Source organism: Bradyrhizobium sp. UFLA01-814 (assembly GCF_046718885.1).
In the GTDB taxonomy this organism is placed as follows: domain Bacteria; phylum Pseudomonadota; class Alphaproteobacteria; order Rhizobiales; family Xanthobacteraceae; genus Bradyrhizobium; species Bradyrhizobium elkanii.
The window spans coordinates 20,739-34,202 of the sequence record NZ_JAQOSR010000014.1 but is presented as its reverse complement, the minus strand read 5'-3'; the positions used below and the strand labels follow the sequence as shown (position 1 = coordinate 34,202).

The 13,464-nt window shown below is 62.0% G+C and carries 15 protein-coding genes and 1 pseudogene; 4 read left to right on the top strand and 12 right to left on the bottom strand.

Translation table 11 applies throughout. From position 1 onward, the window contains the following. Window positions 1-10 precede the first annotated feature (10 nt). The 12 genes and pseudogenes from ccoS to PMN64_RS06785 all read right to left on the bottom strand — a co-directional run bounded on the left by ccoS (window position 11) and on the right by PMN64_RS06785 (window position 9,851). A complete protein-coding gene (ccoS, locus tag PMN64_RS06840; protein ID WP_411780158.1) occupies window positions 11-178 on the bottom strand; it encodes a cbb3-type cytochrome oxidase assembly protein CcoS in 168 nt (55 codons plus the stop codon). Then, window positions 178-2,364 (bottom strand): heavy metal translocating P-type ATPase, encoded by a 2,187-nt coding sequence (locus tag PMN64_RS06835; RefSeq protein WP_411780157.1) that lies wholly within the window; start codon window positions 2,362-2,364, stop codon window positions 178-180. The genes ccoS and PMN64_RS06835 overlap by 1 nt, the downstream gene beginning before the upstream one ends. 11 nt (window positions 2,365-2,375) lie before the next feature. Further along, window positions 2,376-2,876, bottom strand: coding sequence for a FixH family protein (locus tag PMN64_RS06830; RefSeq protein WP_411780156.1), 501 nt, complete (start codon window positions 2,874-2,876; stop codon window positions 2,376-2,378). Between the two features lie 15 nt (window positions 2,877-2,891). Next, window positions 2,892-4,349, bottom strand: coding sequence for a cytochrome c oxidase accessory protein CcoG (gene ccoG, locus PMN64_RS06825; RefSeq protein ID WP_411780154.1), 1,458 nt, complete (start codon window positions 4,347-4,349; stop codon window positions 2,892-2,894). Window positions 4,350-4,443: 94 nt separating this feature from the next. After that, entirely contained in the window at window positions 4,444-5,316 is an 873-nt protein-coding gene (ccoP, locus tag PMN64_RS06820) for a cytochrome-c oxidase, cbb3-type subunit III (protein ID WP_411780153.1), read from the bottom strand. Window positions 5,317-5,322: 6 nt separating this feature from the next. Continuing rightward, on the bottom strand, window positions 5,323-5,487 hold the full coding sequence (locus PMN64_RS06815; protein ID WP_411780152.1) for a cbb3-type cytochrome c oxidase subunit 3: 165 nt from the start codon (window positions 5,485-5,487) through the stop codon (window positions 5,323-5,325). Window positions 5,488-5,497: 10 nt separating this feature from the next. Next, window positions 5,498-6,232 (bottom strand): cytochrome-c oxidase, cbb3-type subunit II, encoded by a 735-nt coding sequence (gene ccoO / locus PMN64_RS06810; RefSeq protein WP_411780151.1) that lies wholly within the window; start codon window positions 6,230-6,232, stop codon window positions 5,498-5,500. Window positions 6,233-6,240: 8 nt separating this feature from the next. After that, window positions 6,241-7,863, bottom strand: coding sequence for a cytochrome-c oxidase, cbb3-type subunit I (ccoN, locus tag PMN64_RS06805; RefSeq protein ID WP_411780204.1), 1,623 nt, complete (start codon window positions 7,861-7,863; stop codon window positions 6,241-6,243). Window positions 7,864-7,889: 26 nt separating this feature from the next. Continuing rightward, window positions 7,890-8,387, bottom strand: a complete 498-nt coding sequence (locus PMN64_RS06800) for a hypothetical protein (RefSeq protein ID WP_411780150.1) — start codon at window positions 8,385-8,387, stop codon at window positions 7,890-7,892. Window positions 8,388-8,498: 111 nt separating this feature from the next. Next, window positions 8,499-8,726, bottom strand: coding sequence for a hypothetical protein (locus tag PMN64_RS06795; protein ID WP_028332743.1), 228 nt, complete (start codon window positions 8,724-8,726; stop codon window positions 8,499-8,501). Between the two features lie 178 nt (window positions 8,727-8,904). After that, window positions 8,905-9,114: a hypothetical protein gene (locus PMN64_RS06790; protein ID WP_411780149.1), complete on the bottom strand. Its 210-nt coding sequence runs from the start codon at window positions 9,112-9,114 to the stop codon at window positions 8,905-8,907. Then, window positions 9,111-9,851 (bottom strand): annotated as a pseudogene (locus PMN64_RS06785) (CBS domain-containing protein). The gene PMN64_RS06790 and the pseudogene PMN64_RS06785 overlap by 4 nt, the downstream one beginning before the upstream one ends. Before the next feature lie 471 nt (window positions 9,852-10,322). On the opposite strand from PMN64_RS06785, the gene PMN64_RS06780 reads away from it, so the two are divergent. The 4 genes from PMN64_RS06780 to fixJ all read left to right on the top strand — a co-directional run bounded on the left by PMN64_RS06780 (window position 10,323) and on the right by fixJ (window position 13,036). Beyond that, the gene (locus PMN64_RS06780) at window positions 10,323-10,679 is read left to right on the top strand and encodes a hypothetical protein (RefSeq protein WP_411780148.1); all 357 of its coding nucleotides are present in this window, start codon (window positions 10,323-10,325) and stop codon (window positions 10,677-10,679) included. 51 nt (window positions 10,680-10,730) lie between these two features. After that, complete coding sequence (locus PMN64_RS06775) at window positions 10,731-10,907, top strand: hypothetical protein (protein WP_411780147.1); 177 nt, start codon at window positions 10,731-10,733, stop codon at window positions 10,905-10,907. Window positions 10,908-11,000: 93 nt separating this feature from the next. Next, window positions 11,001-12,431: a PAS domain S-box protein gene (locus PMN64_RS06770; protein ID WP_411780146.1), complete on the top strand. Its 1,431-nt coding sequence runs from the start codon at window positions 11,001-11,003 to the stop codon at window positions 12,429-12,431. Next, a complete protein-coding gene (gene fixJ / locus PMN64_RS06765) occupies window positions 12,428-13,036 on the top strand; it encodes a response regulator FixJ (RefSeq protein WP_411780145.1) in 609 nt (202 codons plus the stop codon). The genes PMN64_RS06770 and fixJ overlap by 4 nt, the downstream gene beginning before the upstream one ends. The last annotated feature ends 428 nt before the right edge of the window (window positions 13,037-13,464 follow it).

Genomic DNA, 13,464 nt, shown 5'->3' with positions numbered 1-13,464 from the left:
TGTGTTTCCACTACTTCGATCGGCCGTGATCACTGACTGGCTGGTCATCGGCGATAGCGCGCCAGGCTGCGCCATCGAGATCGTCATACTGCCCGCTCTTGAGCGACCAGAGAAAGCCGAGCAGGCCTACAAAGCCAAGTGCGAGAGCCAGCGGCACCAATATGACCAAAACCTCCATCAGATCGCCTCCCTCGCACGCGCCCTCAGCGCATTGAGCATAACGATCACCGACGAACCCGACATCGCCGCCGCCGCGATCAGGGGCGTGACCAGGCCGGCGATCGCGATCGGCACGGCTAGCACATTGTAAACGACGGCAAGCCAAAGATTTTCCCGCATCAGCCGCAACGCCTTGCAGGACACCTTGACCGCGACCATGACCGGCGTGAGCCGCTCACCCAGGAATACAGCATCGGCGACTGCCTGGCTCATGTGGGTGGCTGTAACGGGCGACATCGAAGCGTGCGCCGCGGCCAAAGCTGGCGCGTCATTCAAGCCGTCGCCGACCATCAATACCTTGCAGCCCTGGCGCGCCAGTTCCTCGATCCGGTCGATCTTGTCGACCGGAGAGACCTCCGCACGCCATTCATGCACGCCCAGCATCCTCGCCGCATGCCGGACCGCGGGCTCGCGATCCCCGGACACGATCTCGACGGCGATGCCCATGCGGGTCAACGCTGCGATCACCTCCGCCGCGTCCGGCCGCAGCCGCTGCCGAACCGCGAACGCATACCTGCTCTCGCCGTGGCTGAATGCGACGACGGAAGCCTCCGGATCGCGGCACAGAATCTCATTGGCGAGGTCGTCGGCACCGCAGAATGACGGGCGGCCCAGCCGGATTGCACGCCCCTCATGGAAGCCGTGCACGCCCTGACCAGGCTCTTCCTGAATGTCCGGCAGCGGCGAAGCCGCGCCCGCCTTGCGCGCGACCGCCGCGGCGACCGGATGACGGCTCGAGAGTGCGAGCCGGCCCGCAAGCTTCACGACATCGTCCGGGATGTCCGCGAGGTTGGCAACATCGAGCTCGGGCAGCGTCAACGTGCCAGTCTTGTCGAAGATCACCCGGTTAATCTCGGCGATCCGTTCGATCGCATCGCTGGCGTTGAGCAGCACGCCAGAGCCAAACAGCGCGCCGGATGCAACGGTCTGCACGGCGGGAATGGCAAGTCCCAGCGCGCAGGGACAGGTGATGATCAGGACTGCAATCGCGGTCACGATCGAATCATGAAAACTTGCGCCATAGGCCAGCCAGCCGAGCATCGTGAGCAACGCGGTCGCGTGTACGACCGGGGCGTAGAGCCTCGAGGCGCGCTCCGCAAGACGCAGATAGCGCGAGCGCGCCTGCAGCGCGTGATCGAGCAGCCGGCTTATCTCGTCGAGCAACGTTCCGCCCGAGGCCGCCGACGCGCGGACACGCAACGTGCCGGAACGGATCACCGTGCCCGCGAACACCGCGCTGCCGGGCGCCGCCATTGTCGGCAAGGTTTCGCCCGTGATCAGGTTCTGATCAACCTCCGAGCGGCCCTCGATCACATTGCCATCGACCGCGCAGCGCTCGCCGGGCCGCAGCAGCACGATGTCGCCGGGCCGGATTGCGGCTGCCGGGACCGTCTTGATCTCGGTCGGACTGACGAACTTCGTCGCCGTCTCCGCCTTGAGCGCGGCGAGATTTCCGGCGAAAGCGCGGGTGCGGCGCCGCATGTTCTGGTCAAGGTAGCGGCCGGCGAGCAGAAACGCGATCAGCATGATCGCGGCATCGAAATAGGCGTGTTCGGCGTGGTTGATGGTCTCGATCACCGAAGTCGCCAGGGCGAGCACGATGCCGATGCTGATCGGCACGTCCATGTTGACGCCGCGCGCCCGCAGCGCTGACAACGCCGACGAGAAGAAGGGCTGCGCGGAGTAAGCGGCCGCCGGCAGCACGATCAGCGCCGACAGCCAGTGGAAGAAGTCGCGCTGCTCCGGCAGCATGTCGGAGACGTTGCCGGACCATACCGGGACCGACAGCATCATGACGTTCATCGCCGCAAAGGCGGCGACACCCAACCGGCGCAACAGGCCTTGCGCACGCCGGGCCTCCTGGGTTTCGGCATCGTCCCGTTCGAACGGATAGGCCTTGTAACCGAGCTCGGCGAGCCGGCTCACGAACAGCGCCGGTTCGAGGGTGCCGGCCTTCCATTCCAGCGCCAGACGACTGTCGGTGAGGTTGACGCGGGCCGAGGTGACGTCGGGAATGTTCGAGAGGTTGCGCTCGATCTTGGCCATGCAGCCCGCGCAGTTGATGCCCTCGACCGCAAGATCGAGGTGGACGAGCCCGGCTCCGGCGTTCTTCAAATAATGCGAGAAATCGATATCCGCGTGCATGCGGCGCGCCTTCAGTTCAGGACAATGCGGTTCTTCGACAGGAACATGCGGCGACCGTCGGCATCGCCCTCGATCACAAGGTCCCACTGCCCTGCGGAAACTCCCTCGGCACGACCGCGATAGCTTCCGAGACCGGCCTCACTGACCTCGATCGCCCGATCGGCCCGACGATCAATCGGTCGCTCGAGCCGGGCGAAGAAACTCAGCCCCGTCAGGGGCGTGCCGGCACGGTCGCGCGCCTCGAGTGCGATCGCGGCAGTGCCATCGGGTTGCCGATCAATATGCGCCTGGACCTGCCAGTCACGCTCGTTCTGCTGCCGCGCGGCCACGATCTCGCGCTGATAGGCGAGGCTTGCGCTGTAGGCGCTGTCGACCTCGGTGCCTGGCAGCGTCGTGATGGCAAGCCGCATCATGACGATGTTGACGCCGATGACCACAGCGAAGAACGCGATCGTCGTGATCAGGACGAAACGTCCGGTGATGGGCCGCGCGGCTGGACTTGAGGCTGCCATGATGAAATCTCGCCGTTACGGAAGAACGAAATGGTCGGTTGCCGAGGCGACTTCGCCGAGCCCGATGTCAGTGATACGGAATGTAACCGGCACCGATTTTTCCGCCTTTTCATCAAACGGGGCGGTCACCAGCACACGCAGTTCGGTGGTGGTGTCGCGGCCAAGGACGATCATCGGCCGGTCCGGCGTCACGGAATCCGCGCCGATGACGTGAAGCTTGGCCTCGGCTGGCCCATCGATATCGATCGCGATCACACGATCGAAGCCGCGCTTGTTGAGGAATCGCAGCGTATAGCCGTTACGGGCCGCCCCGTCGCTGAGCCTCACCCCGATCGGGTTGCGATCATGCAGCACGTTGACGTCGAGCAGGGTCCGCGACATCAAAGCGTAGAGCATCACCGCGCAGACCACGGTGATCAGGCCGGCATAGACCACCGTCCGTGCCCGAACCGGCTTGAAGATCTCTACCTTGCCGGCGATACGGCGCTGGACATTGATGTCGTTGTCGTATCCGATCAGGCCGGTCTTGCGGCTGACCTTGGTCATGACGGCATCGCAGGCATCGATGCACAGGCCGCACTGGATGCAGCCGAGCTGCGCGCCATCACGGATGTCGATGCCGGTCGGACACACGGCGACGCACTGGTTGCAATCGATGCAATCGCCGGCCTTCTCGCCGAGCGCGCGGATGTCAAACGCCTTCTTCACCGAGCAACGCGGCTCACCGCGATCGTATTTATAGGTGACGTTGAGCGCCCATTCGTCGGTCAGCGCGGCCTGGATCCGCGGCCACGGGCACATATAGACGCAAACCTGCTCGCGCATGTAGCCGGCGAGCAGATAGGTCGACGCGGTCAGGATCGCGATCCAGACATAGGCGACCGCCGGGGCCTGAAAGGTCGCCAGATCGCGCACCAGGGTCGGCGCATCGGCGAAGTAGAGCACCCAGGCGCCACCGGTCCACCAGGCAATCATCAGCCAGATTGCGTGCTTCAATGCACGGCGACCGGCGCGCCTTACGGTCATTGGGCCAGCGTCGGCCTTGATCTGGGCGCGGCGGTCACCTTCTACCAGCCGCTCGACGGCATAGAAAAGATCCGTCCAGACCGTCTGTGGGCAGAGATAGCCGCACCAGATGCGGCCGCCCAGCGCATTCATCAGGAACAAGGAGAGGGCCGCGAGCACCAGAAGGCCGGTGAAGTAATAGACCTCCTGCGGCCACAGCTCGATGAAAAAGAAGTAGAAGCGACTGTTGGGAAAATCGATCAGCACGGCCTGATCAGGCGCGCCGAGACCGCGATTCCAGCGCACGAACGGCAGCAAATAGTAGACGCCGAGGCAGATAGCCATCAGCCGCCATTTGATCGAGCGGAAGCGGCCGGAGACGCTCTGCGGGTACACCTTCTTGCGAGGCGCGTAGAGCGGCCCGTCTTCGTCGGTTATGAATTGATCAGGCGACGCGGACTTGTTCATGGGTTGCTCGATGAGGCGTCGTTGAAACCTACATCCCTGCACCAGGTCCGGGTTTGACCTCGGTCAATGATACCGGACGCCCTCGCGGCGGCAGCTATTTGCCGCCGCCCAACGAATGCACATAGACCGACAGCGCCTTGACGGTAACGGGGTCCAGACGACCGACCCAGGCCGGCATCACGCCGGCGCGGCCGTTGGTGATGGTCTCGACCAGCGTCTCCTCGTCGGAGCCATAGAGCCAGATCTGGTCGGTCAGGTTCGGCGCGCCGAGTTCCGGATTGCCCTTGCCGTTGTCGCCGTGGCAACTCGTGCAGTTCTCGGTGAAGAGCTTTTTTCCTGCCGCGGCGTCGAACTTCGGCGCGGTGGAAAGGCCCGACAGCGAACGCACATAGTTGGCGACGGTCACGATCTCGTCCTTCTTCAGAATGCCGTCGCGACCGAACGCCAGCATCTGCCCTTCGTGCGTCTTGGCGTGTCCCGACCGCGCGCCGAACTGGATTGTCTGCATGATCTGGTCAAGCGAGCCGCCCCACAGCCAGTCGTCGTCGTTCAGGTTGGGAAAGCCCTTGGCGCCGGCGCCACCGCTGCCGTGACAGGGCGCGCAATTATCGGCAAACACGGTCTTGCCGCGCGCGCGAGCCAGCGCCAGCAAGGCCGGATCCTTCTCGATGTCGGCGAGCGAGGCGATGCCCAGCACCGCCATCTTCTCGCCGCGCAGCTTCTCCAGATCGGCAAGGTCGGTCGCGACACTGGCACGGGTAGAATACTGGAACAGACCGGTGGTGTAGCCCGACACCAGCGGCCAAGCCGGATAGACGACCCAGTAACCGATCGCCCAGATGATCGTTGCATAGAACGTCAGGACCCACCACCGTGGCAGCGGCGTGTTCAGTTCCCTGATGCCGTCCCACTCATGACCGGTCGTGCTGCGACCGGAAACGCGGTCGATCTCATTGTGCTCGCTCATGATCGGTCAGTCCTCCCGCAGCGGCATCCGAGCTGCAGCATCGAAGAGAGATTTGTTGCGGGGCCAGAGCGCGTAGACGACGATCGCTACGAAGATTCCAACGAACATCGGCGTCCAGAGTGTGCCGACCAGGCTCGACGCAAAATTCTCGGCTTGAATGATCGCTTTCATGCTCGTGCCCTCAGCGCAGATTGGCTTTTTCGTTGTAGAGCTTGAAGTCGACGAGCGTGCCGAGCATCTGCAGATAGGCGATCAATGCGTCGAGCTCGGTCGGATTGCCGCCCTTGCCGTCGAAGTTGCGGACCAAGGCCTTCGGATAGCGCTTCTGAAAAGCATCAGAGCCGGGGCTGTCGGGATCGACCTGCGCCTTGATATCGGCGACCGCGTTGGCAATCTGCTCGTCGGTATAGGGTACGCCGACCGCGCGATTGGTCCGCAGATGAGCCGTGGCGTCGGACGGGTCGAGTTCCGTCTTGGCGAGCGAGGGGTACCCGGGCATCACCGACTGCGGAACGATCGAGCGCGGATTGATCAGGTGAGTGACGTGCCAATCGTCGGAATATTTGCCGCCGACGCGCGCCAGATCCGGCCCGGTGCGCTTGGAGCCCCACTGGAACGGGTGGTCGTACATGCTTTCCGCGGCGAGCGAATAGTGGCCATAGCGCTCGACCTCGTCGCGCAGCGGGCGGATCATTTGCGAATGGCAGAGATAGCAGCCCTCGCGGACATAGATATTGCGACCGGCGAGCTCGAGTGGCGTGTAGGGCCGCACGCCATCGACCGCTTCGGTCGTGCTCTTCAGGTAGAACAGCGGCGTGATCTCGACCAGCCCACCGATGGCAATGACGACGAGAATACCGGCGATCAGGATGATCGAGTTCTTCTCAAAGATCTTGTGTCGATTCCAGAAGGACATTGCGCGACCTATTCGGCAGGCTGGAGGGCAGCGGCGCCCTCGGCTTCGCTGGCTTTGCCGGCATTGACCGTCATCCAGAGATTGACGGCCATGATCAGGGCCCCGATCAGGAACAGCGCGCCGCCGGCTGCACGGATGATGTAGAAGGGATGCATGGCCTCGACGGACTCGATGAAGGAGTATTCGAGGAAACCGAGCGAGGTGTAGGCCCGCCACATCAGGCCCTGCAGGATTCCCGAGACCCACATCGCGGAAATGTAGAGCACGATGCCGATCGTCGAGATCCAGAAGTGCCAGTTGACCAGCTTCAGGCTGTACAATGGGCGATTCCACAGCCAGGGGACCAGGCAGTAGAGCGCGCCGAATGAGACGAAGCCGACCCAGCCGAGTGCTCCGGAATGCACGTGGCCGATGGTCCAGTCAGTGTAGTGGCTCAGCGAATTGATGACCTTGATCGACATCATCGGGCCTTCGAAGGTCGACATGCCGTAGAAGGCGACCGAAACCACCATCATGCGCAGCACGGGATCGGTGCGCAGCTTGTCCCAGGCTCCCGACAGCGTCATCAGACCGTTGATCATACCGCCCCAGGACGGCATCCAGAGCATGATCGAGAAGGTCATGCCGAGCGTCTGCGCCCAGTCCGGCAGCGCCGTGTAGTGCAGATGATGCGGGCCGGCCCAGATGTAGAGGAAGATCAGGGCCCAGAAATGGATGATCGAAAGCCGGTATGAATAGACCGGACGCTCCGCCCGCTTCGGAATGAAGTAGTACATGATCGCCAGGAAGCCGGCGGTCAGGAAGAACCCGACCGCGTTGTGGCCGTACCACCACTGGAACATCGCATCCTGCACACCGCCCCAGGCGATGTAGGACTTCGAGCCGAGGAAGGAAACCGGCAGCGCGGCATTGTTGCCGAGGTGGAGCACCGCGATTGTGATGATGAACGCCAGGTAGAACCAGTTGGCGACGAAGATATGCGGCTCCTTGCGCTTCACCAGCGTCATCAGGAACACGAGCAGATACGTCACCCAGATAATCGTCAGCCAGAAGTCGGCGTACCATTCCGGCTCGGCGTATTCCTTCGACTGGGTCACGCCGAGCAGGTAGCCGGTACCGGCGATCAGGATGAAGAAGTTGTAGCCCGCCACCACGAACCAGGGCGCGAGGTCGCCGGCAAGGCGCGTGCGGCAGGTCTTCTGCACGACGTAGAACGAAGATGCGATCAGGACGTTGCCGCCGAACGCGAAGATCACGGCCGACGTATGCAGCGGCCGCAGCCGGCCGAATGTCGTCCAGGGCAGATCGAAGTTCAGCGCCGGCCAGGCCAGCTGCATGGCGATGATCAGACCCACAGTGAAGCCCGCGATGCCCCAGAACATCGCCATCGCAGACGCGAACTTGATCGGTCCGAGATAGTAGTTGGGACGCCCGCCGATCTCCGCCGGAGGCAGTTGGGCCGGACGGTCAAGGTAGCGATTACCGATCATGACCACGGAGATCAGGCTGGCGACACAAGCAAGCGACGCGTGAAGACTGAACGCCGCATCGTGCCCCATCGCCGCGCCCAGAAAGCTAACGAAGGCAAAAACCGCAAGTGCCGATGTCAAGCCGGCTTCGCCCATCGTCATCGACTTTGAAATGGAAGATGGACTGGTCATGTGGAAGCTTTCTTTGGATGCGGTGGCGTCATGGAAACCACAATCTCGCCGCTGGCCACTTGATCGGCGTCAATTTCTGCGCCACGCCGCGCGCTGCCGGCGCCGCGGATCAGCGCCGTCAGGGTCAGTTCATTCGGACAGTATCGTTCCGGACTGGCCCGCCTTTCCCGCGCGAGATCCGCGGCGCAGCGAGCCTTCTCATGGCATAGACCGCACATCCGCTGCAGATCACGCAACACATCGCAATGGGACGAAGCGAGCGTCTGCTCGGACAAACCTGCATGCTCGAGACGCTTGCTGAGCAACTCCGGTGAACCTTGCTCACGGGCAAGCGCACGAAGGTCCGACGTCGCGAGATTGAGCTCGTGAGCGATCTCGTCGACCTCCCTGGCGGTCAACAGATCGAATTCGTGTCGACGCGCAAGAAATGCGCGCAAGCGAGCGAGAAGCTTCTCGAATTGCGGCGAGCTATTGCCAGCTGATCGGTCGGTCATTTCTCACCCCTTTTGGCTCTCCACCTCTAGCCGAAGGATCCGATTGTCGATTTGATCTTGATCAAGCGCGCGATATCGCGGCAATCGATCGCGACGGCCGTCTATGGGTCGCTAGCCGCCCCACGCCGACGGCAAAGCTGGCGGCGTTCGAAGCTCCATGGAATCGGCAAAGATCGTCCAGTCGCGGACGCCCTTCTGTCTGCAGAAGTCGGCCTCGGCCAGCTGTGCAGCCGCGGAAAGCGAGACCGCGTCGACCTTGAATGCTGCCTGGCAGGCGCGATGTTCGTGGCCGGTATCGTCGCAAACCGTCTTGATGAAACGAACGTCAAATGATGTCATGGGACCCTCGCATGGGCTGATTCCTTGCTCATGCTGCCATTGGTACGAGACGCCCGTATTGATCTGCCGCAACGGAATGCTCTGAGGCGCGGCTATCTTACCGCCAGGAACAGGAGCGACGCGCTATTCGCGACGTGCGGCTCACATGGTCAGGAACTGCGAACGGATCGGACGAGTACTATTTGTGGTCAGATGTCCAGCCTGTGGACGACGGCCGGACTGCCGGTATTGACGTTGCTTTGCTGCTGACGGTCGATCCGCAGGCAACGACCGCGAAGCCCACGATCACCAAGATCGTAATCAATGTTGCGGCGAATCCCACGACACCGGCGCCGACCACCGCAGTTGCGGTCAACGGGATCAGAATGATTACGGGGCGAACGATCATCCTGCCATCTCCTTCGCTTTCGCTGCTCGTTCGTCTTCCGCGGATTGGATATAGAAACCGGAATAAGTGTCGACGTAGCACAGATGATCGTGCACTTCCTTGACGCCGGCGACATTCTCCGCCGCGACAATTGCCGCCTGCCTCGCCCGCTCGTCCACGATGATCCCCCGCATGTGCACCACGCCGTTGCGCACCGAGACTTGCAGCCCGAGCGGACACCAATTTGCACCGTCGAGTGCGCGCACGATGCGATCGTGGACGTGCTTGTCATCAGCCGTAGGATCCGGGATCTGGTGCGCGATAGACGCGACTGCCCGCAGTAGATCGGCACGTGTCACGAGGCCAACGAGGCGCCACTCGCGCATCACTGGCAGCCGTTTAACGCCCATCTTCTCCATGAGATTGACCAGATCAGGTAAGGGCGTTTCTTCCGTCACGGTGACGGGATCACACGACATGATCTCTCCGACCTTCCGCCCGCGCTCACGGACAAAGTCCGAGGCTGCATGACCGGAACCGAGAAGGAACTGAAGCCAGCGGCCGCGCCGGCGTTGCGTACCGATCTCGCTTCGCCGCAAAACGCCGCTTTCCGACAGGATTCCGACCAGTCTTCCAGACGATTCGACCACCGGCAGACCGCTGACATGATGATCCATCATCAACTAGGCGGCCTCGATAATGGAGGTCTCGGTTCCAACAGTAATGAGATGTCTCGTCATGATCTGGTGTGCGCGCATAGCCGTTCTCCTTTCAACGCCCACACCAAGCTCGCACATGATCCGCGCGTTCATCTTGATCGTTCTCAATGCCCGCACTTGATGGGAATCAAGGCGCTACGACCATCATCGAAGACATTGGCAGTTAGTCAGGAGAACAAAATCATGTTGCAGCTGGTCGCCTCGATCGGAGCGCGCTCGCGATCGTTGTCTTGTCCCTCGTCCGGATGATCTTGCACGCAAATCGGCCTTCGTTGAGCCAGCCGGCCGGGTCCAGCCCTCCCCGGCACCATCGCCGTGGCCCGTTCTAGGCCGCCGGCGCCGCCTCGACCGTTCAGCGGAATTTTGACGTGCATCAATGCGGCATGACGCGTCCCGCCAGACGATGCCGTTCGAGCCGTGCGATCCGGAAAGCTATCGAGTTGACGCACATCAACACGCAATTGCCGGACGTATGGAAAGCAGGGCCTTCCTCAATGAAGGAGGTTGAACATGACAGACCACAGCGAAGCCCGTCCCATCTCCGACGCCATCCAAAGCTATGCGAAGCGCGCGATGGCCGTCCAGTCGCAATTCTCGGAGAAACTGGTCGAGGCAAACCAGCACTGGTTCGAGCAGATGCAGACCGAATCGAACGAGGCCTGGGAGCTCTTCCGCAGGTTCAATTCCACCGCCTCGGTCGCCGAGAAGATCACAGCGCTGCAGGACTGGGCCAAGGGCGTTACCGCGCGTAGCGCGAACGACGCGACGTACGCGATCGAGACCGCGCGTTCGCTGGGCACGATCGAGTTGAACCTGTTTGCACGAAAGACCAGCAGTGTCGACGAGGCTACTCAGAAGGCCGTCTGACATGCCCGTACCGGACGCTCCAGAGCGCCCAGGGCCCGGCGTCAGCGAGACATGGGAGGCGGTCGCGACGCCCCCTTCGATCGAAACCTTGAACTCGCCTTCATCGAAGGTAACGCGATTCACAAGCTCGTCTTCCCCCGCCGCTGCATTCTGGGCGGCTGGATGAAGGCGGGGACCATCGAACGCATCCTGGTGCAGCCGACACATTGGCGTTCCTGGATCAAATAGGTCGTCCGCCCACTGTCTTGAACAGAGCAGCCAGTGGCAGCACGCCTCCGGACGTTGTAACATCAAATAGGTTGAGGGCTTTGCCGGGGAAATATGTCCGACCGCATTTGGTACCGCTATGGCACTGCCGCGGCAGCGGCCGCACTCGTATTTGCTGTGCGCGCGGGACTAGATAACTATTTCGAGGACCGGACCTTCACGATCATCTTTGTCCCGGCCGTGCTTTTTGCCGCTTTCGCCGGCGGCCGCGGTCCGGCGGTCCTCACCACCCTGCTCTGCCTCGTCATCAGCGCCAAATTCCTCGGCAGGAGCCTGGTCACTGAACCTGCAAATCTGATCGATATCACCTGTTTTGCTGTCCTCGGCCCGATCCTTGGCTTTATGGGTGACCGGCTACTGAAGGAGAGCGATCAGGCGCGAAATCGCCAAGCCCATCTGCAGTCGATCCTCGACACGGTCCCTGATGCGATGATCGTCATCGACGACCGCGGCATTATTCGCTCCTTCAGCGCTGCAGCCGAGCGCTTGTTTGGCTGGAAAGCGGACCAGGTCGTCGGACAGAACGTTTCGAACCTGATGCCCCAGCCGTATCGCGGCGAGCACGACCGCTATCTCGAGCGTTACCTTACGACCGGCGAGCGGCACATCATCGGCATTGGCCGTATCGTTGTCGGGGAACGAAGTGACGGCTCGACGTTCCCGATGGAGCTCGCCGTCGGCGAGGCCAAGGTAAGCGGAGAGCGCTTCTTCACCGGCTTTATCCGCGATCTCACCGAGCGTCGAGCGCAGGAACGGCGGCTTCAGGAGCTGCAGTCCGAGCTGGTGCATGTGTCGCGATTGACCGCCATGGGTGAGATGGCATCCTCAATCGCGCATGAGATCAACCAGCCGCTGTCAGCCATCACGAACTACATGCGCGGTGCGAAGGCGCTGCTGGCGTCGGAGATACCGGATGCTGCCCGCATTCGGGACGCGCTCGAGCGGGCCGCGCAGCAAGCGCTACGGGCCGGCGACATCATCAAGCGCCTGCGCGAATTTGTCGCGAAGGGCGAGACCCAACAGTCCCTGGAGAGCCCGGCCACCTTGCTCGAAGAGGCTGTCGCACTAGCGCTGCTCGGCGCCAAGGAACAGGGCGTCCGGGTGGCGATCCGCAGCGACCGGGACATGCCCCCGATCATCGTCGACAAAATCCAGATTCAGCAGGTCGTGCTCAACCTGGTTCGCAACGCGATCGAGGCGATGGCCTTGGGCCCGCGCCGCGAATTGACCGTCGGCGTCACCAAGACTAACGGTGTTGCGACGTTCACCATCGCCGATACCGGCCCGGGCATCAGCCCCGATATCGCCGACCGTTTATTTCAGCCCTTTATCACGACCAAGGAGCATGGCATGGGCGTCGGCCTCTCGATCTGCCGGACCATCATCGAATCCCATGGCGGACGCATCGACGTGATGCCCAACGCTGGAGGCGGCACGGTTTTTCAGTTCATCCTCCCGTTCGCGGAGGACGGAGAAGAAGCATGACAACGCGGCGTACAATTCTCGTGATCGACGATGATCCAGCGATGCGGGACTCACTGGCCTTCCTTCTTGACGTCAATGGCTTTGCCGTAACCTCTTATGAGACGGCAACCGATTTTCTCGATCATCTCGCCGGCAGCACGGTCGACTGCATTGTATCTGATATCCGTATGCCCGGCATGAGCGGCCTCGAATTGGTCCGCAAACTCAAGGCCGACGCGGTCGCATGTCCCGTCATTCTGATGACTGGTCATGGAGACGTCGCACTCGCGGTCGAGGCGATGAAGGCAGGCGCGGTTGACTTCATCGAAAAGCCGTTCGAGGACGAGGCGCTCTTGCGTGCGATCGGCGAAGCCTTGCAAACACAGTCGGCAGCCCCCGCCGACGGTACGGTCAAGCGCGAGGCCGAGGCTCGCCTTGTGGATCTCTCGCCGCGCGAACGTGACGTTCTGCGGGGGCTCGTGGCGGGCAAGATCAACAAGGTGATCGCCCACGACCTTGGCATCAGCCCGCGAACAGTCGAGGTTTACCGGGCTAACTTGATGGCCAAGACCAATGTGCGCAGCATGTCGGAATTGATGCGGATCGCGATCGCTGCTGGGCTCTAGGCATCCCTAGAAAGCGATCATTCAAGGCTGCTCGTCCATGGAGATCAAGACGCGCCAAGCCACGTTGGTGAGGCAGCACATGGGCAAGCGTATCTTGGAATTTCGAGCCATGTACCGCCGCTCGCAAAGGCATAAGTATTTATTCATTGCGGGCGTCACCTGCCGCCAGAACGCAACATTGCATCGGACTGACGATAGATCGTCCTGCTCGTTGCCATGCGAAAAAACCTGCTGCAGGATTCCGATAGGGGGTTTTATCGCGAGTTAAATCACGCGCTCCAATAGTCTGTGCCGGCTGTCAGGCGAGCCCAGATTGCTGTGCCCATGCCCAGGTCAGATCGGGCAACCCGTTTGCGGAAAACCGGTTGGTGAAACGCGGTGAATTTCAAGATCTCTCTTACGCAGCGCATCGTCGAGCGGGGGCGACG